Raw genomic sequence first — 19,932 nt, 5'->3', positions numbered from 1 at the left:
CCTGCCCGCTTGGCTGGGCATTTATTTTAATGGTTCCTGATATACGAATCCATGGCCGCGGCCGCCTTTTTCCCATCGCTCACCGCCTGGACCACAGTAGCGCCTCCATTGTACCAGTCTCCGCCGGCAAAACAGTTGGTTCCCTCCACACGCAGCGTGTCCGGGTCCACGTTTCCCTCCGGCAGTTCCATATCCGCCACTTTTCCTATTGCCAACACAACAAGGGAGGCCTTCATAACGAATTCACTGCCAGGTATGGCCTCAAACCGCCTGCGTCCCGTACGGGTCCTGTCCCCTTCATCCGGGCAGGCTGTCATCCGGTTGCGTACAAATGTAATCTCCGCCTCCTCCCCTTTTAGGGAAATGTTTTTAGGGGATACCAGATACATAAACCCGCTCCCTTCCAAAGCCGCATGGATGAACTCCTCATCACAGGACGGCATTTCCAGACGGGAACGCCGGTAAGCCAGCACTGCCTTTTCAGCGCCCGCATCCAGGCTGCACCGTACGGCATCTATGGCAGAGTCTCCCCCGCCGATTACACAGACCGTTCCGGACAGTTCTTTTATGGTCCCGTCCTTCAGGTCCTTCAGAAATGAGGAACAGCCCACAACCGGAGCTCCTTCCCCAATCTCCACGCCGCTGATGCGGTCCCTGCCCAATCCTGCGCCCATAAACACCGCATCATATTGTTCTGAAATACCGCCCATCATCTCATCCAATGTGACCCTGCGGTTATACGTTATGTGGATACGGTCAGCCGGAAGTTCTCCCAAATCGTCCGCAATCACATCCATGCTGATGCGGGAACCCGGAATTTCACGGGATACAACCCCTGCGGCATTGGAATCCGCTTCCAGGACATCCGCCTCATACCCCAGGGCCGCCAATGAGGCAGCGCATGCCAGACCTGCAGGACCCGCGCCGATAACAGCCACCTTTTTTCCGTTTAACGGGGCCAATACTGGCCGGTATTGCCCATTTGCACAAGCAAACTTCTGTAAATCCCGGATATGGACAGGTGTCCCGCAACGGTTTCTGGTACAATTCTTCTGGCACAGATTTTCGCTGGGACAGAGGCTTGCGCATATGCCGCCCAAAGGATTGGCTTCTTTGATTACCCGCTTTGCGCTCTTCACATCCCCATAACGGAGATGGCGTATAAACTGCGCCACATCCACATTGGCCGGACAGCCCTTCTGGCAGGGCGCGTCCACGCAATACAGGCAGCGCTTTGCTTCCTCCTGGATTTCACCAAAGGTCTGTTTGATTCCATTCGTCATACTTCCCACCTCCTATTTCCGCGCCATGGTTATGGCCTGTGCCGGACAGATTCCATAACATAATCCGCAGCCATCGCATTTTTCCCTGTCCACTACCGCAATCCTATTTTCATCCAGGTGAATCGCACTGTAAGCGCTGTCCTGGCAGACAGCAACACAACGCCCGCAGCCAATACATGTTTCCGGATCCGGACTGCTGTATAATTTATACGCCCGGTTTAAGTCATTGTGCCGGAAAATGTGGGGCAGCGCCTTTTTGCAGAAATCATTGATTGACTCAAACCCCATTTCCTCCATATAGTTCAGCAATCCCGCATTAAGGTCATTAATAATCCGGTAACCATGGTGCATCACCGCGGAACAGACCTGGAGGGAGGATGCGCCCACTGCAATAAACTCCACGGCGTCCTTCCAATTAGAAATCCCGCCAATGCCAGATACCGGAATCTGGACGGAATCCGCAATCTGGGCCACGGTCCGCAGGGCCACCGGCTTGATGGCAGCGCCGCTCAATCCCTGGAACGCGCTGCATCCATCCACGCTGGGATATGGCACAAAGCTATGGATGTCAATTCCAGGCAGGCTGTTCAACGTGTTAATGGATGCAATGGCGTCAGCCCCTGCTTCCTGCGCTGCTTTTGCCTTTCCGGGAATATCCTGGACAATTGCAGGTAACTTGGTCATGACCGGTTTTAGGGTTTCCTCCCTGACCCAGCCAGTGACTTTCCTGATCATCTCCTCGTTGCCGCCAATGGCCGCTCCCCCTCCGGACTCCGCCATGCCATGTGAGCAGGAAAAGTTCAGTTCAAAGCCGTCTGCCCCTGCCTCGTCAAACATCCTGGTAACTTCCCGCCACTGTGCCTCCACAAGGCCCTCGGTATGCAGCAGGCTTACCCATACGCCATGCTCCGGAAAATGCTTCTTCAGCCATTCTGTATCCTTTGCCCATTTTTCAATGGTCTTGGGACTTCCCAATTCAAAATTGGTAAAACCAAGGATTTCATTATCCGCACTCCTGACCGCCGTAATGCGGGGATTCACATTTTGGGCCTGGCTGACCTGATAGGCCAATGTTTTTAAAACAGCGCCGCCCCAGCCGGCCTCAAAACATCTGGCAACCATTTCCACATTTGTGGTTGGAGGCGCCGATGACAGCATGAATGGGTTTGGCATGGCAACACCGGCAAAATTGACTTTCAGTGTTGATGGCATAATCTTCCCTCCTTATTTTCCAAGTATCCTTTTCAGATGATTCCTCAATCCTCCATCCTCCACAATACTTAATACATGATCCGGCAGACGGCTTCCATGATAGGTCTGGCCTGTGGTCAGATTTTCTATGGTTCCGTTCTGCAGATCCACTATGATTTCATCTCCCTGATTCAATTTTTCTGTCTCGGAAAATGTTACTGCGGGAAATCCCACATTGATGCAATTGCGGAAAAATATTCTGGCAAAGCTCTTGGCAATGACGCCTCCCACCCCTGCATACAGCAATGCAATCTGGGCCGTCTCCCGGCTGGAACCAGGCCCGAAGTTTTCTCCCGCCACAATAATGTCGCCTTTCTCTATGGCATCGGAAAAACCGGGGTATGCCCGCTCCATGGCATGTTTTCCAATCTCCTCATAACTGGCGTCCATATACTCACCAGGGGATATGATATCCGTGTTAATGTCATCCCCAAACTTCCATACTTTTCCTCTAATCTGAGATTCCATATGTACCCTCTCCTTCTGTTCCTCTCCCTTCAGATTTAATCAGCAAAATATCCCCTGGGATCGGCTATGCGGCCTTCCACTGCGCTGGCCGCGGCCGTGGCGGCGCTGCTTAAGTAGACCTTTGCATCCTTGCTCCCCATGCGGCCGATAAAATTACGGTTGCTGGTGGAAATACAGCTTTCTCCTCCTGCCAGGATTCCTGTGTGGGCGCCCAGGCAAAGCCCGCAGGACGGAGCCACGATCACCGCCCCGGCTTGTGCCAGTATATCCAGGATTCCTTCCTGAAGAGCCATACGGTACACTTCCCGGGATGCAGGCGACACAAGCAGGCGCATGCCCTTACTTACTTTTTTGTTCTTTAGGACTCTGGCGGCTGTCCTCAGGTCCGATATGCGTCCGCCGGTGCAGGAACCAATATAGACCTGGGTCAGCAGCGTTCCCTCCACCTCTGTCACATCATGGACATTGTCCACATGATGGGGGCAGGCCACCTGCGGAACAAGGGAGGCAGCATCATGGACATAATTCCTCTCATATCCAGCTCCTTCATCCGGATAAAGCAATTGGCATTCCCTGCTGCCGCCATGGGCCTCAAGATATTCAAGGGTCTTTTCATCCGGCGGTATATATCCGGCCTTTGCCCCCATTTCCACCGCCATATTGGTTATGGCCATCCGTTCGTCCATTGACAGGGAGCGGATTGCTTCCCCGCAATATTCCAGCGCTTTATAGGTAGCGCCCGAGTGCCCGATGGTCCCGCAGTCATGGAGCACCATGTCCTTTGCAAACACTCCCCTGCCCAGCGTGTTCCTCCATTCAATGCGGTAGCTCTCCGGAACCTTCAGCCATATCTGTCCCGTGACCAGGACCCCCAGCATTTCCGTGGACCCGATTCCAGTTCCAAATGCCCCGAATGCGCCGGACATACAGGTGTGGGAATCGGTTCCAACAATCAGGGTTCCCGGCTGGTCATAACATGCCTCTGCCAGTACCTGATGGCAGGGACCTTCATATTCGTGGTAGTCCACCTGCTTTTCAAGGGACCATGCTTTTGTGAACTTTACGGCTTCCGCCTGTTTGATTTCACAGGGCGGGGTGTAGTGGTCGCTGATAACAACCACTTTTGATTTGTCCCACACTTCTGCCTCCAGCTCTTTTAAGCCTTCTGCAATCTCAATACGTGGGCCCAGGATATCATCCATCATGGCAACATCCACATTGGCGTTAATGATTTCCCCGGTATCCACATACTCTTTCCCGGCAGCCCGCGCCAGGGCTTTTTGTGCAAATGTCATTTCCTTCATCACTTCAACCTCACAGTAAGCCATATGGGGACTCAGGGTCATCCTGGCCCCCATAAGCCATTCCTTACACACTATTCACAGGTCCTGTCTCTTATAAAACAGTCAAATTCCTCGATGATCTGCTCATTTGTTTTTTCTTTGTCATCCATCTTAAGGCCATACAGCGGAGGCGCGGTGATTCCCCTTGCATCCATTTCTTTTATAAGCTCTTCCATATAGATACCTGGTTTTTCCCTTAAACTGCGCACCGGTTCTTCCGGATGCCCTCCGCCGTTTTCGTAATGGCTGGAAACGGTAAGTCCGCAGGTAGGGGATCCGTCACACACCAGTATGGCAAGGATATCGTACCCGGCTATTGCATAATTCTCCATATAGTCGGCCATCTGTTCAGCCAGTTTACGGCAGAAACGGCGGTACCCTGCATTGTTGTACAAATTACGGTCATGCCACCAGCGCTGGTTTCCTATATGGAGCACCTCCGGGCAGGGCATCTGAATCAGTCCTGCGCCATACTTGTCCAAAATCTCCACCACCTGGGTAAACATACCCGGATACCTGGCAAATTCAGCCACTTTATTGTTGGCATTTAGAATGCAATTAGAGACAAAAACGATTTTTTTGCTGCGTTCATCCATATTGCGCTGCGTCATTGCATATCCACTCCCTTGTCTGCCAAATCGTAAAAAGCTACTTTACATCATTGACCAGTTTCATAAGTTCTGACATGTCTTTCTGGTTCTCCAGATCATTTACAAATTCAACAATGGACTCCGTGCGCAGAGGGTCGCTGTATACACGGTTGGCAAGATAGCGGAACTTGTTTACAACATCCTCATATGTAACGGGATTTCTCCAGTCTCCCTTGGGATCATCCACTGTGGCTGAATATGTTGTGCCGTCCTTCATGGTAATGGTAACAGCGCTGGAATAGTGGGCCGGATAGCGGCGCTCAAATTCTTCATCCATTGCAACCGTTGTATGGGCCATGAGCCTCTTAATCAACTCATCATCAATGTAAGCCACATCAAACTCATCCACCGTGACTTTGCCGTTTTTAAATGCAACCGCTGCCTGGAACGGCATGCTAAACTGCAGGTCCACGATATTGCGGGGCGACCACTTACACGGCTCTGCCAGGAGGTGCATGGTGTATTTGGATGAAAGGATATCAATCTTCTCAATATCTTCCGCATTCGGATGATACTTATTGACAATTTCCAGACAGGCGTCTATATGGCCTCCTGAATAACGGCAGCAGGGATAAACCTTGATGCTGGATTTGGCAAAGGTCCACTCCTCGCCAAGCCCCTCTGTGATAAACTTTGAATCATAGTGATCTAAGTAAGAATATGCGTGAAGCAGGCCGTCCTTACTCTCAAAAATGTCCGATGGTCCATTATATCCCTTGGATGCCATGCGCGCTGCAATCACCGCATTCATGGCCGGATGCCCTGCCTGCAGGCGTTTTGTAAAGGAGCCTTCCGTATTCCATGCCATCAGGCCCGCAACCATGCTACCGGCAATTCCCTGGGCGTAAATCGTCTTCTGCACGTCAAGGCCCATCAGCTTTGCGGCGGAAACAGCCGCGCCCATTGTACCGCAGGTGCTGGTGGGGTGGAATCCCTGATAATACATGTCGCCCAGATAGGCGGTGCCCATCCTGCAGACCACTTCATTTCCAAGTGAAACCGCTTCGATGAACTCCTTTCCGCTTTTCTTCATATGCTCGCACAGGGCCAGGCTGACCGGATAGGTTGCAGGAGATGGATGTGCGTTGGATTCGTTATGGTCATCCACAAAGTCAAATCCATAACATTGAATGGCGTTTGCAAAGGCTGCATTGGGAACCGCTGCCTTTTTTGGGGCTCCCACAATGGTTGCCTCCTCCGGTCCTCCCATCTCCTCTGCAATTTCCCGTGCAATTTCACTGGAAATAATATTCCGGGTACCTACCATGGATGCCAGGACATCCAGGGTCAATGTCTTTGCATGCAGGACCGCGTCCTCCGAAAGATTTTCAAACTTGGTGTTTACTGCTGCCTCCGCGATTTGTGTTGCAATTGTCTTGCTCATGTTTTTATCCTCCTTAAATTTTTTATATGATACAGGATTTGCGTAAATAAACCTGTCCATCCATGATTGTCCTGGCCGTCCTTAGAATCGCCGCGGTCTTCAGGCGATACGATGCCTTGTCTGTTTCCAGTTCCGAAACCACTGGTATGACCCCCGCGGGATGGCCTATGAAGATTTTCCGGCTCTCCTTTCCCCGGCCGGACAGGGCCTGGTTAACAATACTGCCAGGAATCCGGGCTGCCGCTGACATGCAGACGGTTCCCGTAACAGGGTGTGTTTTGTGCATTTTCTGCATAAACAGCAAGCGGCTTACAATATCCACATCCTCCTTTTTTACATCCTTTCCATCAAATGTGTGATATGCTTCTGCCTCGGAAACAATGGAGAAAAACGGAGCGTAAGGGCACTCCCTGGCGGAAAGCTTCCAATCATCCGTCAAACCGATTTTCTCGGCACAACGTCCCCGTATTTCCTCAATCAATTCCATCAGCTTCCCATTTCCTTCTATTTCATCAGGGGTTTCAGTCCCTTTCAGTCCCAGGGATCCGGCCCTTATAAATACGGTGGGGATTGCAGCGTCCACCACGGATACCTGGTAGCTTCCATTATCAGATACCGTAATCATATCCGTAACATTACCTGTTGGCAGAAGGCTGCCTGTAATGGATCCCACGCTGTCGGAAAAATCCAGTTCTATGGCAGATCCCAAGCCCGGAACCCCGTCAATATGTAAATCTCCGTCTACCGCAGCCCTGCCGTTCTTCACCGCCACCCTGGCAACAATGACCATTCCTGTGTTTACCTGGTGGATGCGTACGCTGGTAAATGGTTCCACTGCTTTTACCAAGCCGTGGTCAATGGCATAGGGGCCCACTCCCGCGGATATGTTTCCGCAGTTTGATTTATAATCCACCTTTGCGTCCACAAAGCTGACCTGCCCAAAGGTGTAGTCCACATCCGCATCCGCCCTGGAGGATGGCCCTATAATGGCCAGCTTGCTTGTAAGCACATCCGCGCCTCCAAGCCCATTAATCTGCCGCACATCGGGACTTCCGAATATCTCCAGAATATACTTGTCCCTGCTTTCCGGATCCTTAGGGAGTTCATTCTCCATAATGAAGATTCCCTTGCTTGTGCCGCCCCGGACAATCGAACATTTAACGCTAATCATTTCTTCCATCAAATCTTCAGCCTCCTTATATTTTAATAACCATATTACTGCCTGAAACGGTTCAGGCTATGATGCGTGTACCGCTTATTCCTTTCAACGCCAAAACCGCTTTATCCAGACTGGCAATGGTTGCAGTGCCGCCTGTTTTTGCAAAGGACACCGCAGCCTGGACCTTTGGCAGCATACTCCCCGGTGCGAAATGTCCCTCCCTGCAGTATTGCTCTGCTTCCCGGATTGTCATCTGGGACAGCGCCTTCTGGTCCGGCTTTCCCCAGTTAATTGCCACCCGGTCCACTGCCGTCAATATAAACAGCATATCCGCATGAATCAGTTCCGCCAGTTTGGCAGATGCGAAATCCTTGTCAATGACCGCCGCAATTCCCTCCAGCTTCCCTTCCTTTCGGATAACCGGTATACCGCCTCCTCCCACCGTAATAACGATGGAACCTGATTCCATAAGCTCTGCCACCGTTTCTTTTTCAATGACATCCACCGGCTTGGGGCTGGGAACCACCCGCCGGTATCCCCGGCCGCCGTCCTCAACCATCCGGTAACCCTTTTCTGCTTCAATCCGTTCCGCATCCTCCCTGCTGTAAAAAGATCCGATGGGTTTTGTGGGATTGCTGAACCCGGGGTCATCTTCATTGACCAGCACCTGGGTTACCAATGTGACTATTTCCTTTTTTAAACCGCGTGCAGCCAACTCATTACCGATTTTGTTTTGAAGATGGAATCCAATATATCCCTGACTCATGGCCGCGCATTCAGGAAAGGGCATGGATGCCCGGATTACATTGGCCTGGGCGGCCGAGGACATGCCAAGATTAATCATTCCTACCTGGGGCCCATTCCCATGGGCTATCACCACCTGATTTCCCTGTTCAATTAAATCCACAATTGGTTTTGCGGTACGGGCCACAAGCTCCAGCTGCTCTTCTGGTGTGTTTCCCAGGGCATTGCCGCCCAGCGCAATCACGATTTTTTTCAACAATACCTCCTCCTCTCATCAATCCCTTAACGTTTCACATAAAATCCCATAATCTTTTGGATGGCGGTCTTTTAACCCCGGCATGGCTAAACGGCAGGCAGTGATTTCATCCAGGTCTAATTTACAGACAATCATTCCTTCACCTTCTCCCAGTTCCTCCACCACGTTCCCTCTCGGCCCCGCCACCATGCTGTGACCGAATAAAAACAGATCATCCATCCTGGAATAGGTGTTGCATGCAGCAATAAAAATATTATTTTCCAGCCCATGGCAGCGAATCAACAAAGGCCATATATCGGCCTCCTGGACACGCCATGCCGCGGGCATGAATACAATCTCCGCTCCTTTGAGTGCCAGGATGCGGGCAGGTTCCGGGTGATTATTGTCCGCGCAGATCATAATGCCTATTTTGCCATACTTTGTGTTGAAAACAGGGTATTCCCCTGTCCTGGTAAAAAATAGGCTTTCTGCCCCAAACAGATGGTTCTTGCAATACCGCCCCTGGATTTCCCCATCATCATTGATAAGTACCGCTGCGTTTTCCATCTGGCCGGGAACGCCGTTTGTAATGGCAACAGGTGCGATTATATAGATTCCCAGCTTGCGCGCCACGCCGCACAGCCTTGCAAAAACCGCCCCATCCGGTCTTTCCGCCATGTCATATAAATCATCCTTCAGGGCTTCCAGGTGATATCCTGTGACAAACAGTTCCGGCAGACAGATGATGCCAGCCCCTTTTTTGGCTGCTTCCCCAATCAGGGAGACTGCCTTTTCCAGATTATGTTCCTTATCACCCAGTTCATTTTCCAACTGGATCAAGCCGATGATAACCTCTCGCATAACTCCCTCCTATGTATTTTTTTTATTTAACTGTTCCATGTGTTCCACTTTCTTGTTCTCCAGGTAGACCGGATCCGCTTTTTTCATCAATGCATAGTATAGGACAATGGAGAGGCCTGTCCCTATAAACCAGGACGCGTCGTAAAGCATGTGCAGTCCCGGAATCCAAAGGCCGCAGAATACCAGGGCCACGGATGCCATAACTGAAAAAACCGCAAAAACATTCACGCCTCCGCCTATGTTCAGGTGAATATAAACTGCCACGATCAGGGTCAGTACTGCATATGCAATCATGGACGTGCGGACGGACATGGAAAGCGAAGTGGCGGAACCCATCCATGCAGCCGGACCAATCATTGCTGCGGCAATAAGAATGATGGGAACAATGATACAGATATTGCGGAATAATGCATTGTATCCTTTGAATTTTTCATATTTATATTCCCCTTCGCCTTCATAAAGCGCGTCTACATTCAGTTCCGTCTTACTCACAATCATATAGTGGCAGATGATGACTCCGGCCACCGGTCCAAGGAAAGCAGCTCCGCCTACAAGAAACATGTTCTGGTACATGCTCAGATCTCCTACCAATGCCCAGGGACGGATCAGGATGGCTATAATGCCCAGGACAAGGACCGCCCATTTGAAATTGACGCGCCCTTCCGTAACCTGTACGATTACCGTGGCAGGAGCAACTGCGTTGGCAGCAACATTGGTTGTAAGTGTGGCTGTCATTAAAAAGAACATGGAGCCAACCACAAACCATACATTATCCACCATACCGGTGAGGGCCACGGGATCCCATATAGCTTCTCCGAAAATGACCACCGTTGCGCTGGTTACAAGGGAGCCTACCAATGCCAGTGCCACAATGCCGGAAGGAAGCCCTACAAACTGCCCCACCACCTGAGAGCGCTGATCCTTGGCATACCGTGTGAAGTTGGTGACATTCAGGGTCATTGGTCCCCAATACCCCACATTAGAGGTGAGGGCCGGAATAAAGAATGCCAAAAAAGCTCCGGTAGAAGCAAAGTTACCCGTCTGCCTGACCAATGGTCCCCAGGTTCCGGCCCTGTTATAGGCCCAAATCAAAAGAATAATCATCCAGAGAACCAGAAGCGGCGCACAGAACGCCTCCATTTTCTTTAATGCTCCCATCCCATTAACCAGGATTGCATAGTTAGCCAGCCAAAACAGACCAAAACAGATCCAAACCCCTGCGCTGAATTCCGCCCAGGCCGGATATAGGGCAACAATAATGGTGTTCAGCGCCTCACCGCCAATCCAGATTTGGATGCCATACCATCCCGCGGCAACAACGGCACTGACAATGGCCGGCAGGGTCGCCCCTTTATAACCAAACGCAGACCTCCAGTAAATTGGCGCCGGTACCCCATACTTGGCGCCGGCATGACCGTTCAGGAGAATAGGAATCATGACAATCACGTTCCCCAATAAAATTGTGAAAATAGCTCCTTTCATATCCAATCCGCCCGCAATCAGGCCTGAAGCCAGGTAATACGTTGGAATCCCGATATCCATACCAATCCATAATGCTATAAAATTGTAAATCCCCCAGTTTCTTTCCTCCGATAAAGTAGGCATCAGGTCCTTCGATATGGTTCTTTTAGCTTCACCTTCCATAAATAACCCCTTTCTCATTCATTCTGATAAAAATCATTTAATCGTTTACATTATCTGTATGATGACCGTTTATGCGTATTGACACCCCTCCCCCCATCCCTATGGGAATGTTATTTCTTGATGTTTATCCAACATGTAATCGATTACATTAGGCATATAGGTGTAATCGATTACATGTTGGATAAACATTATCTGTGAAGTACCGGTAAGATTCATCTCCCCGGTATTTCACAGAATTTTTAGTAATCGTTTACTTCTGGGTTAAAAACCAAAATGCCGCCTTTTAACCAGGAGCATATCATTTTTCTAAATTCTTCACACTGCCGCCCTCAACCAATGAACATGCACAAATATGCTTTTTCTTCAACAAAAGGGAACTGTTTTCCTTTGTCAGCTGCTTCATCAGTATCCGTCCTGCCATCTCCCCCACCCAATCCTCATGTTGGAAAATCATATGGTACTTGGGAGATGAAATCCTGGCCCATGATGGCGTCCCAACCATAATGACCGATATGTCATCCGGGACAGTATAGCCAATCTCATTCAGATACTGCACACCGCCCAGGGCGTGCCGATGATAACCATAAAATAAAGCCGTGGGATTCGTCCTCTGCAGCAAAGTCTTAGTCATCCGATATCCTTCTTCGGTGCTTAACACGCTTGAGGATTCTGTCTCAAGATATCCGCCGTCTGTCACATTCGCCATTACCGCATCATAAAATCCTTGTTTTTTTCCAAGTGTACTGGAAACATTTGCCTTCCAATCTATCACACCTATATGCTTATGTCCGTTCTCAGCCAGACACCGCCCGGCTTTAAATCCAGCCTCATAGCTGTCATCCCCCACATAATACGTGTTCTCCGCTTCTGCAGGGTTATCTTCCGAGACAAGCTCCCTTCCGATAATCACATATGGTATATTTCTCTCACGGAGAAGCGAAGTATTGCTCCATCCCTGACTGGTAGGCCCCAAAATAATGCCATCCGCCCTTTGTGTAACAGCGCTCTTGATTAACTTGAGTTCACGTTCCGGATCCTCACGGGTATCGCAGATTATGGGCAGAAAACCAAATGAAGAAACTACATCTTCTATCTTTTCACATACACGGGTAAAGTATATATTGCTAAACTGAGGAATCAATATGAATACCACACCGCTCTTACAGGTGCGGAGATTGGACGCCACCGCACTTTTTGTATAATTCAGTTCTTTCACCGCAGCTAATACCCTGGCCCGCAGTTCCTGACTGATTGGACGGCTTGCATCCTCGTTTAATATATATGAAACCGTGGCCGTTGAAGTGTTAGCCAATTTGGCAACATCCTTGATTGTTGGGTAATGTGTTCGCTTTTCAGACAAACTTATCACCTCTTTTGTGTATTGTAGCATAACAATTTCTCCATGGATACCGTAAAATATTACAAAAAAATGAAACCTTGTTTGGCTAAATTCCCTATATTATCTTCTGGGCAACCGCCAAACGCACACTCCTCCCGGCAGCCTGCCCTTTGTATCCCCTACTTTTTATTCCCCATCCAGTGTCATATCTTCCAAGAAATTTCCTGATCATAATGATAAAATAAGCTCTATACCATTGAAAAATAAAGTATACCCCCTTGAAAAACCAAGGAATAAGCAGAGTCTACCAGAATATGTCTGAAAAGGAGTCAAGAAATATGGATATGCAAAACCAGAAATGTGTCATGGTCATGGATGAAGATTTACCCTTAGGCGTCATTGCCAATACTGCCGGGATCATGGGGATTACCCTTGGCAAGCACATGCCGGAAACAGTCGGGCCGGATGTCCGGGATAAAAGCGGGAGAGAACATCTTGGAATCATAGAATTTCCGGTTCCAATCCTGAAGGCGGATAAGGAAAAAATCCGTTCCATCCGCGAACAGCTCTACCAGCCCTGTTACTCTGATTTAATGGTTGTTGACTTTTCCGATGTGGCCCAGGGCTGCAGGACCTACGATGAATTCATTGACAAGGCTGCCCAGGCCGAGGAAAAGGAATTCCAGTATCTTGGCATCGGAATCTGCGGTTCCAAAAAACTGGTCAACAAACTGACCGGAAACCTTCCCCTGCTGAGATAAGCAATACATTCATCCTGATTATCAGGAATCTCCTCCTGCCGCAATGACATTTATTTAAAATCATGGTACTATATCTTAATAAAAGCAATTGCCAAAACCATCACCCCAGACAGGAGGAAATCATGGAAATATTACGTGCAGAACCATCTGATACAAACGAAATCCATCACATCATGTCCCTGGCCAGTTCCCTATTGGATGACAAGGGCTGGTATTGTACTGATACAGAGGACTATATCCTGGAACACATAGCGGACCAGCATAAGGGAATTGTGTTTAAAGCTGCCCACCAGGGCCGGATCGGGGCATTTTTCATCATCCACTACCCTGGCGGGGGGGATGACAATCTGGGGCATTATGTACATCTGGAGAAGGAAGAGCTGCAAAAGGTGGCTTATATGGATTCCCTGGCCGTGCTTCCTGATTTCCGCGGCAAGGGTCTTCAATATGAGCTGATGAAACACGGGGAGGATTACCTGGCTTCCACCCCCTACTGCCATCTTATGGGCACGGTCCATCCTGACAACCTATACAGCCTGAATAATTTTCTCAGACTGGGCTTTAAGATTGCAGACACCACCGTGAAATACGGCTCCCTGCCCCGGCACATCATGTATAAGAAAATATAATTCCGTTTTCGTGGAATGGTACATCCCTTTCCCCTATATATTTAAGTAAACACGTCTGAAACGGAATGAAATCAGAATGAAAAACAGGCTTAGAAGACTTTCAGCCAAACTTCCTATTAAAAAACTACTCAAGACCACCCTGCTGTTTGCCCTGGCCTTCTGCGCCGGGCGGCTGACAGCCCAGGTCGTGGAATACAACCGGGGACTCCAGACAGCAGACTATGCCAGCGCCCCCCAGGCCGTCACCACATCCGCGGACGGCAACTGGGGCTTAAGTTTCCCGGGCGAGGGACAGATGCCCATCGGCAATGCCACTGCGGATTATCTGAAACAGTACAATGCCTACTATGCCCAGAATACGCAGGATAAGGTGATTTACCTGACCTTTGACGCGGGATATGAAAACGGGAATACCGCCGCCATCCTGGACGCCCTGAAAAAGCACAATGTCCACGCCACATTTTTCCTGGTAGGAAACTACATTGAGACCAGCCCCGACCTGGTCAAACGTATGGTGGCCGAAGGACACACCGTGGGCAACCACACCTTCCACCATCCGGACATGTCCAAGATATCCACCAAGGAATCCTTTGAAAAAGAACTGAACGACCTGGAAAGCCTGTACCAGCAGACCACCGGCCAGCCCATGAAGAAATACTACCGCCCCCCGCAGGGGAAGTACAGTGAGAGCAACCTGAAAATGGCCAATGACATGGGCTATCGGACCTTTTTCTGGAGCCTCGCCTATGTGGACTGGTATGAAGACAAACAGCCGACCAAGGAAGAGGCTTTTAAGAAGCTTCTGGGCCGCATCCACCCCGGCGCCATTGTCCTCCTTCACAGCACCTCTAAGACCAATGGACAGATCCTGGATGAACTTCTGACAAAGTGGGAAGAAATGGGGTATCACTTCGGGTCACTGGATGACCTTGTGGCCGCCCAATAAAAATATTGCAGGATTAGGGGGGAGGGAAGGCTCGGACTTCTGCGGGGTTGCCGGGAAGTTACAGCATCTTCTCCTTCCACTCCGCCTCTTTAAAACCAGTGAGTACAAATCCATCTGCAATTACCAGCGGGCGCTTTACCAGCATGCCGTCCGTGGCAAGAAGGGCCAGCTGCTGCTCTTCATCCATCTGGGGCAGCTTGTCCTTCAGTGACATTTCCTTGTAAATGTTTCCGCTGGTATTGAAGAATTTCTTCAGGGGCAGCCCGCTCTTCTTATACCATTCCCTCAGTTCCTCCTGGCTGGGATGCTCTTCCTTAATGGGCCTTTCCTCATACTTGATTCCATTGGCATCCAGCCACTTTAATGCCTTCTGGCATGTGCTGCACTTTTTGTAGCATAAAACGGTCATATTCATCTGAATCATCATCCTTTCTTTCATGTGTGTTCCTGAATCATTTTCCTATGAATGTAATCTCCGGCTCCCCTGTTTTTATTCCGGCCTGCTGGGGAAGGATGCGGACCTGGTCCGGTATGGATACCTGAGGCTCGGCCGGCTGGGGAGTGGCTAAAAGGACTGCGCCAGCGTTCCCGCGGATTGTATAACTGCCCAGGGACGGCTCCGCAGCAAGCCTTCCGGCGCAGATGCCGGTCCCGTTTTCAGCTTCTGCCTCTATTATCCCGCTTCCGCCGGCCAGCTCCAGTTCAACCCCGGCTATGCCGTAATCATTTCCAGTAATTTCCATGTCTCCGTCCTCTATCCTGCACAAAGGAAGGGGCGGTTCCATACTGTTTCCGGCAATTGCCGTGCCCCCGGCATCAATCTTCAGGCTTCCGGCCCCGCGGATGACCAGGGTTCCTGCTTCTATCTGTATGCCATTGCCGCCAGAATTTATCCAGCTGCCGCTGTCTTTCTTTAATTCCATGATAAGGTCCCCGGTTATGGAAATGGCCGGCTGCCCAGATCCATCCCCAATCATGGCGTTGTCCAGGGTAAGGGTGTAAATATCCCTGGAATTCCTCAGTCTCCAGCCCTCGCCTTCCACCATCTTCCCCCGCTGGGGAAGTTCCACGCTGCCTTCCCCTTCTATGGAAAGCGCGGTCAGTGGAACCTGCTCCCTGGATTTGGTCAGTCCGAATCGGGATGCCAGGAACAGGCCGGCACTGGAAACAGCGGTGCAGAGTATGACCACCAGGCCAATGAACAGCAATGCCCGGATTGTCCTTCCCACAAACTCCTTTGACAGATTCTTCATATACGGCGCCTCCTGTTACAGTTTTGTATATTTTAACACAAATTCCTGTATTTTGCCATCACTTGTGATATGATAGAAAGCAGCAAAAAGAAGGAGGCATTGTTTATGATTAATATTCTCTGCTTTGGTGATTCCAATACCTTCGGTACCAATCCAAAGGGAGGAAGACATGCATGGAACACCCGCTGGCCCGGACGCCTGCAGGTACTTTTAGGCCCTGAATATTATGTGATTGAAGAAGGGATGGGCGGACGCACCACGGTCTGGGACGACCCCCTGGAACCGGGACGCTGCGGGATCCAGGCGCTTCCCATTGCCCTTCAGAGCCACAAGCCGCTGGACCTGGTAATCCTTGCCCTTGGGACCAATGACTGCAAGGTCCATCTGAATGCAACGCCTAAAATCATTGCAAAAGGCATGGAAAACCTGTGTAACCTGGTGCAGCATTTTGATTACGGCCCTGGTTATAAGGTTCCCCAGATCCTGGTTGTTTCACCTGTCCATATCGGAGAGGACTTGGACCATTGTCCCTTTGTAAGCTTTGATGAAACTTCTCCTGTTAAGTCAAGGAGCCTGGCCCCGCTCTATGAACAGGCTGCCAGATCCCTTGGCTGTATGTATATAGACGCTGCTTCCCTGGCCCGGGCCAGTTCCCTGGACCAGCTCCATATGGATGCCAAAAACCATGGGGCTTTGGCGGAAGGCATCATGACTGTTGTCAAATCTTTTTTTGAACCATAAAATGATTCAGGGCAGGAATGGATTTCCAACCATTCCCTGCCCTTTATATCCGTCCCCTATATCTGTCCTTTCCATGCATCAGGGATTTTCATCCAACCCCCGGATATCCTGCCTCCATCTCTTTTATCCTCCGGTACAGTTCCCTGTTCACCGGCACGTTAAGCCCATGCCGTTCTGCCATCCGGATGACCGTGCCTGCGAAAAACTCCACTTCGGACTGCCTGCGGGCAATGCCATCCTGGCGCATGGAGGGCATCCCATCCGGATTCAGTGTATCAATTAAATCCACATAACCCTGCAGGTCTTCTTCGGTCACCCGTATGTGTTCCCTGTCCGCCAACGCCACCACCTCCGCCATGGCATCGCGCATCATCTGACGTTCCTTTCCGGGACGCTGAACCGTGCCATAGGTTCCTTCCGTCACCATGACTGTCTGGTTCACGCCCACATTAAGCATCCATTTGCACCACAGGCGTCTTATGATATCAGGTTCCCTTGTATAGGGAAATCCGGTTTCGTCAAACAGGTCTGTGACAGCCAAAAGCATTGGCTCCTTGTATGCCTGGTCCTCCGGTATCCCGATGCATATCTGGCCCATGTGGGAATAGGTCAGTTCATTTCCCAGCTTCACCGCGTCCATGCCCTGGGACACACAGTAGAGCACATGGTCCATGCCCAGCGCCTCCCCAATCACGGCTTCACTGGTAATGCCGTTGAGCACGGACAGTATGACCGTATCCTTCCCAACCTGGTTTCCGGCCACGCTGATGGCGTCCCCTAAAGCAGTTGCCTTGACAGCAAACAGCAACAGCTGGGCCGGTCCCTGGGAATCAGGCACGGCTCCGTCCTGTATCCGGAAATCCATCTTCCTTCCATTGCAATATACCGGGGTATTCCTGTACCGCCTGGCCCTGTCACTGTCTGCCAGGAAGGTGACCTGCTCCCTCCCCAGCGCATTGGCAAAAAAGTCCCCGTATAAAATTCCCATGGCGCCCATTCCTACAATGGATACCCTGTCAATCCTGTCCATATATCACCCTCCGTCCATTCTAATAAAAACGGGCAATCTCCTCCACGCTCTTCCTGGCCGGCATGGCAGGGTCGATGTCCCTGTATCCCACGGCAATGACCGACACCACTTCCTGGTCCCCATCAATCCCCAGGATTTCCCTCAGCGCATCCGCGTCGCGGATTCCCATTATCAGGGTATCCAAACCCAGCTCCCTGGCCTTAAGGATCAGGTTGGCATCGTGAAGTCCCAGGTCATAGGCGCCCCAGCCATTGCCCAGTTCATTTACAGGACAGCCCTGGCTGTCATGTCCTGAATGGTTTTTTACAAAGGCAGTGACAATAAGCACCGGCGCATCCTTACAGTTTTTCTGGTTGAACTCCGGAAGGCAGGAAGTCTTTACCTTTTCCAGCATTTCCCGTGACGTTACCACATAGTATCTGGAGGTCTGGGAGTTTTTCCAGGAAGGCGCCCAGACAGCTGCCTCCAGCATTTCCCGGATCAGGGCCGGGTCCACCTCCGTACCGGCTTTATACCTGCGTATGCTTCTTCTCCCGCTTAAGATCTCATTCAGTCCCATAATCTGTTCCTCCTGTTCTTTTTACCATTTTCCTGCATCCTGTCTGCTTCTTATCTGCCTATGCCGCCGGCTGAAACGCCTGTCCGGATTCCCTGGCCGGCCGCAAATGCGGCGGCTTCCTCAAGCCGTCTGTAGAACTGTGGATAAAAATCCTCATCTTCCCCAAAGGGGGTTACATAGAACCGGTTCAGCATGTACATGTTCACGGCTTTCCTGGTTTCCTGGCTGCTGTCCTTCATGGCTTCCCCCAGGTCTTTCAGAAAATAGTGCCAGTCCGCCACGAACCGCTCATATGCCTTAAAGTCCGGGGTGTCCACCCATCTGCGTACCTTTACCTTGGTACGGTTTTCCCTGGGACATTCGTGAACCTGAAGGAAATACCGGAAGGAGCGGTCCTCATAGACCCTTCCAAGGGGAAACAGCCGGCAAAAGCCCGGACGGATGGGATGGATGGAGCACCGGCCCCGGTCATCCAGGAAACCGCATCTTTCATCGCCGCCGGACATCTTAAGGTTGGGAAGGATCATATAATCCACCACATTCAGTTCCATGTAGTCTGCCAGCAGCTGGTTAAACTGCATATGCAGCCCGCCTGTCATGCGCATGATATCATAGGGGTCCAGAAGGATGGAACTTCCCATGCCCCGGCAGCACGCAGAACATCCGCTGCAGTCACCGCAGTCCGCCTTTACCAAATCATTGCTTCCATAAAGTTTTCCGTCTGATATCTCTTCCAGGCTGACCTTCCGTTCCATAACAGAGCCCTCTCACTTCGTTTTATTTTCCAGTCTAGTGCTTTGCCCTAAGGGGTACCTATGGTGGATTCCTTAGGGCAGATGGCGGGAATGAATTTTCAAACACACCTTAGCGCCGCCTGGCGTATTTACGCCTGGCGGTACTAATTATGTTTAGTATACCATTCTTTTCCATTGGAACGCAACTGTGGGTTTAGATGAAATGTGGGGCACGGGACCGCAGGTCACCGGGCCGCGGGCTAATATTGGCCTTTGTGATTCCTGCCTGAAGTTCCACTTCTTTTATTGTCATATGATTCCTCCTTGTCCCGGGACACCTATAGTGTAAAGGGTGAAGAGGGGTGAAGGTCAAGGATATTTTGTATATCTGGTAAAAAAAGAGCCAGCGTCCCCCGTCCGCTTAACCCGGACATGAGGTACCTGACTCCTATAACTCAGATTAACTTAGGTTATGGTAGTGATGGCAAACACAGTGGCTATGGAATGGAGCCATCCCTTCAGGCGCTTGCGCATTCATCCTGCCGCTCCTTGGCCGGCAGGCAGTAATGGTAGCTTCTGGTCAGGACGCCGATGTCTTCCAGTGTACCTACCATGCGGTACACGGTTGCCAGGCCGATGGATGGGTCGCGCTTGGCTGCTTCATAATAGATTTCCTTGCAGCTGCTCCAGGAACCGTCCAGGATGATTTCCAAAAGCATCTCCCGCTGCCTGGTTACCCGCCTGCCGCTTCCCTGAAGTTTATGGATGACCTCTTCTTTCTGCCACATAGTATGATTTCCTCCTTTTACCTGATTTCATGTATAGGGACAATGGATGGGTGATTCCGTTTTTTGGTAAGTTTCAACTAACTATGTATTTCAAAATATGCAGTCAGGGAATTAGTGTATCCTAACTGCA

The 19,932-nt window shown here is 50.5% G+C and carries 21 protein-coding genes; 4 read left to right on the top strand and 17 right to left on the bottom strand.

The genetic code is table 11. The features are described from left to right. Positions 1-26: 26 nt before the first annotated feature. The 11 genes from DWX59_RS15430 to DWX59_RS15380 all read right to left on the bottom strand — a co-directional run bounded on the left by DWX59_RS15430 (position 27) and on the right by DWX59_RS15380 (position 12,412). A complete protein-coding gene (locus tag DWX59_RS15430; protein ID WP_117560113.1) occupies positions 27-1,283 on the bottom strand; it encodes an FAD-dependent oxidoreductase in 1,257 nt (418 codons plus the stop codon). Between the two features lie 12 nt (positions 1,284-1,295). Further along, the gene (gene preA / locus DWX59_RS15425) at positions 1,296-2,495 is read right to left on the bottom strand and encodes an NAD-dependent dihydropyrimidine dehydrogenase subunit PreA (RefSeq protein ID WP_117560112.1); all 1,200 of its coding nucleotides are present in this window, start codon (positions 2,493-2,495) and stop codon (positions 1,296-1,298) included. A 12-nt stretch (positions 2,496-2,507) separates the two neighbouring features. After that, positions 2,508-3,002 carry a LeuD/DmdB family oxidoreductase small subunit gene (locus DWX59_RS15420; protein ID WP_117560111.1) on the bottom strand — a complete coding sequence of 165 codons (495 nt, stop codon included), beginning with the start codon at positions 3,000-3,002 and terminating at the stop codon, positions 2,508-2,510. A 35-nt stretch (positions 3,003-3,037) separates the two neighbouring features. Beyond that, entirely contained in the window at positions 3,038-4,330 is a 1,293-nt protein-coding gene (locus DWX59_RS15415; RefSeq protein WP_235845068.1) for a 3-isopropylmalate dehydratase large subunit, read from the bottom strand. A gap of 47 nt (positions 4,331-4,377) precedes the next feature. Next, the gene (locus DWX59_RS15410; protein WP_207660434.1) at positions 4,378-4,941 is read right to left on the bottom strand and encodes a CD3072 family TudS-related putative desulfidase; all 564 of its coding nucleotides are present in this window, start codon (positions 4,939-4,941) and stop codon (positions 4,378-4,380) included. A 52-nt stretch (positions 4,942-4,993) separates the two neighbouring features. Then, positions 4,994-6,379: an MmgE/PrpD family protein gene (locus DWX59_RS15405; RefSeq protein WP_165640932.1), complete on the bottom strand. Its 1,386-nt coding sequence runs from the start codon at positions 6,377-6,379 to the stop codon at positions 4,994-4,996. A 22-nt stretch (positions 6,380-6,401) separates the two neighbouring features. Continuing rightward, a complete protein-coding gene (locus tag DWX59_RS15400; RefSeq protein WP_117560108.1) occupies positions 6,402-7,559 on the bottom strand; it encodes a 2-methylaconitate cis-trans isomerase PrpF family protein in 1,158 nt (385 codons plus the stop codon). Positions 7,560-7,611: 52 nt separating this feature from the next. Continuing rightward, on the bottom strand, positions 7,612-8,541 hold the full coding sequence (gene arcC / locus DWX59_RS15395) for a carbamate kinase (protein ID WP_117560107.1): 930 nt from the start codon (positions 8,539-8,541) through the stop codon (positions 7,612-7,614). 15 nt (positions 8,542-8,556) lie between these two features. Continuing rightward, the gene (locus DWX59_RS15390) at positions 8,557-9,378 is read right to left on the bottom strand and encodes a nitrilase-related carbon-nitrogen hydrolase (RefSeq protein ID WP_117560106.1); all 822 of its coding nucleotides are present in this window, start codon (positions 9,376-9,378) and stop codon (positions 8,557-8,559) included. A 9-nt stretch (positions 9,379-9,387) separates the two neighbouring features. Continuing rightward, positions 9,388-11,022 (bottom strand): cytosine permease, encoded by a 1,635-nt coding sequence (locus DWX59_RS15385; protein ID WP_165640930.1) that lies wholly within the window; start codon positions 11,020-11,022, stop codon positions 9,388-9,390. A gap of 298 nt (positions 11,023-11,320) precedes the next feature. Next, positions 11,321-12,412: a LacI family DNA-binding transcriptional regulator gene (locus tag DWX59_RS15380; protein ID WP_117560104.1), complete on the bottom strand. Its 1,092-nt coding sequence runs from the start codon at positions 12,410-12,412 to the stop codon at positions 11,321-11,323. A 287-nt stretch (positions 12,413-12,699) separates the two neighbouring features. On the opposite strand from DWX59_RS15380, the gene DWX59_RS15375 reads away from it, so the two are divergent. From DWX59_RS15375 to pdaA, 3 genes are all read left to right on the top strand, one after another. Beyond that, positions 12,700-13,122 (top strand): DUF2000 domain-containing protein, encoded by a 423-nt coding sequence (locus DWX59_RS15375; RefSeq protein WP_117560103.1) that lies wholly within the window; start codon positions 12,700-12,702, stop codon positions 13,120-13,122. Positions 13,123-13,244: 122 nt separating this feature from the next. Then, on the top strand, positions 13,245-13,751 hold the full coding sequence (locus DWX59_RS15370; protein WP_117560102.1) for a GNAT family N-acetyltransferase: 507 nt from the start codon (positions 13,245-13,247) through the stop codon (positions 13,749-13,751). Positions 13,752-13,827: 76 nt separating this feature from the next. After that, the gene (gene pdaA / locus DWX59_RS15365; protein WP_117560101.1) at positions 13,828-14,697 is read left to right on the top strand and encodes a delta-lactam-biosynthetic de-N-acetylase; all 870 of its coding nucleotides are present in this window, start codon (positions 13,828-13,830) and stop codon (positions 14,695-14,697) included. A gap of 58 nt (positions 14,698-14,755) precedes the next feature. On the opposite strand, the gene DWX59_RS15360 is transcribed toward pdaA, so the two are convergent. Further along, positions 14,756-15,112 carry an arsenate reductase family protein gene (locus DWX59_RS15360; RefSeq protein ID WP_117560279.1) on the bottom strand — a complete coding sequence of 119 codons (357 nt, stop codon included), beginning with the start codon at positions 15,110-15,112 and terminating at the stop codon, positions 14,756-14,758. A gap of 37 nt (positions 15,113-15,149) precedes the next feature. Continuing rightward, positions 15,150-15,950 carry a hypothetical protein gene (locus DWX59_RS15355; RefSeq protein WP_117560100.1) on the bottom strand — a complete coding sequence of 267 codons (801 nt, stop codon included), beginning with the start codon at positions 15,948-15,950 and terminating at the stop codon, positions 15,150-15,152. 105 nt (positions 15,951-16,055) lie between these two features. On the opposite strand from DWX59_RS15355, the gene DWX59_RS15350 reads away from it, so the two are divergent. After that, a complete protein-coding gene (locus DWX59_RS15350) occupies positions 16,056-16,691 on the top strand; it encodes an SGNH/GDSL hydrolase family protein (protein WP_117560099.1) in 636 nt (211 codons plus the stop codon). Positions 16,692-16,779: 88 nt separating this feature from the next. Here the strand turns inward: DWX59_RS15350 and DWX59_RS15345 are convergent, their stop codons facing one another. The 4 genes from DWX59_RS15345 to DWX59_RS15325 all read right to left on the bottom strand — a co-directional run bounded on the left by DWX59_RS15345 (position 16,780) and on the right by DWX59_RS15325 (position 19,802). Beyond that, positions 16,780-17,721 (bottom strand): ketopantoate reductase family protein, encoded by a 942-nt coding sequence (locus tag DWX59_RS15345; RefSeq protein WP_117560098.1) that lies wholly within the window; start codon positions 17,719-17,721, stop codon positions 16,780-16,782. 19 nt (positions 17,722-17,740) lie between these two features. Next, the gene (locus DWX59_RS15340) at positions 17,741-18,280 is read right to left on the bottom strand and encodes a nitroreductase family protein (protein ID WP_117560097.1); all 540 of its coding nucleotides are present in this window, start codon (positions 18,278-18,280) and stop codon (positions 17,741-17,743) included. Positions 18,281-18,330: 50 nt separating this feature from the next. Beyond that, the gene (locus tag DWX59_RS15335; protein ID WP_117560096.1) at positions 18,331-19,035 is read right to left on the bottom strand and encodes a YkgJ family cysteine cluster protein; all 705 of its coding nucleotides are present in this window, start codon (positions 19,033-19,035) and stop codon (positions 18,331-18,333) included. 497 nt (positions 19,036-19,532) lie between these two features. Further along, positions 19,533-19,802 carry a Fur family transcriptional regulator gene (locus DWX59_RS15325; RefSeq protein ID WP_117560095.1) on the bottom strand — a complete coding sequence of 90 codons (270 nt, stop codon included), beginning with the start codon at positions 19,800-19,802 and terminating at the stop codon, positions 19,533-19,535. Positions 19,803-19,932 lie beyond the last annotated feature (130 nt).

This window comes from Enterocloster aldenensis, assembly GCF_003434055.1.
Classification (GTDB): Bacteria; Bacillota; Clostridia; order Lachnospirales; family Lachnospiraceae; genus Enterocloster; species Enterocloster aldenensis.
The sequence above is the reverse complement of the archived record's forward strand: the minus strand, read 5'-3'. Positions and strand labels throughout refer to the sequence as shown.

Bases quoted from the DNA above. Each gene is read 5' to 3' on its own strand.
- DWX59_RS15415 (WP_235845068.1), bottom strand. From the start codon at position 4,330: ATGGCTTACTGTGAGGTTGAAGTGATGAAGGAAATGACATTTGCACAA.
- DWX59_RS15380 (WP_117560104.1), bottom strand. From the start codon at position 12,412: ATGCTACAATACACAAAAGAGGTGATAAGTTTGTCTGAAAAGCGAACA.
- DWX59_RS15345 (WP_117560098.1), bottom strand. From the start codon at position 17,721: ATGGACAGGATTGACAGGGTATCCATTGTAGGAATGGGCGCCATGGGA.
- DWX59_RS15385 (WP_165640930.1), bottom strand. From the start codon at position 11,022: ATGGAAGGTGAAGCTAAAAGAACCATATCGAAGGACCTGATGCCTACT.
- pdaA (WP_117560101.1), top strand. From the start codon at position 13,828: ATGAAAAACAGGCTTAGAAGACTTTCAGCCAAACTTCCTATTAAAAAA.
- preA (WP_117560112.1), bottom strand. From the start codon at position 2,495: ATGCCATCAACACTGAAAGTCAATTTTGCCGGTGTTGCCATGCCAAAC.
- DWX59_RS15410 (WP_207660434.1), bottom strand. From the start codon at position 4,941: ATGGATGAACGCAGCAAAAAAATCGTTTTTGTCTCTAATTGCATTCTA.
- DWX59_RS15390 (WP_117560106.1), bottom strand. From the start codon at position 9,378: ATGCGAGAGGTTATCATCGGCTTGATCCAGTTGGAAAATGAACTGGGT.
- DWX59_RS15350 (WP_117560099.1), top strand. From the start codon at position 16,056: ATGATTAATATTCTCTGCTTTGGTGATTCCAATACCTTCGGTACCAAT.
- DWX59_RS15360 (WP_117560279.1), bottom strand. From the start codon at position 15,112: ATGAATATGACCGTTTTATGCTACAAAAAGTGCAGCACATGCCAGAAG.
- DWX59_RS15430 (WP_117560113.1), bottom strand. From the start codon at position 1,283: ATGACGAATGGAATCAAACAGACCTTTGGTGAAATCCAGGAGGAAGCA.
- DWX59_RS15370 (WP_117560102.1), top strand. From the start codon at position 13,245: ATGGAAATATTACGTGCAGAACCATCTGATACAAACGAAATCCATCAC.
- DWX59_RS15355 (WP_117560100.1), bottom strand. From the start codon at position 15,950: ATGAAGAATCTGTCAAAGGAGTTTGTGGGAAGGACAATCCGGGCATTG.
- DWX59_RS15400 (WP_117560108.1), bottom strand. From the start codon at position 7,559: ATGGAAGAAATGATTAGCGTTAAATGTTCGATTGTCCGGGGCGGCACA.
- DWX59_RS15420 (WP_117560111.1), bottom strand. From the start codon at position 3,002: ATGGAATCTCAGATTAGAGGAAAAGTATGGAAGTTTGGGGATGACATT.
- DWX59_RS15335 (WP_117560096.1), bottom strand. From the start codon at position 19,035: ATGGAACGGAAGGTCAGCCTGGAAGAGATATCAGACGGAAAACTTTAT.
- DWX59_RS15340 (WP_117560097.1), bottom strand. From the start codon at position 18,280: ATGGGACTGAATGAGATCTTAAGCGGGAGAAGAAGCATACGCAGGTAT.
- DWX59_RS15375 (WP_117560103.1), top strand. From the start codon at position 12,700: ATGGATATGCAAAACCAGAAATGTGTCATGGTCATGGATGAAGATTTA.
- DWX59_RS15325 (WP_117560095.1), bottom strand. From the start codon at position 19,802: ATGTGGCAGAAAGAAGAGGTCATCCATAAACTTCAGGGAAGCGGCAGG.
- DWX59_RS15405 (WP_165640932.1), bottom strand. From the start codon at position 6,379: ATGAGCAAGACAATTGCAACACAAATCGCGGAGGCAGCAGTAAACACC.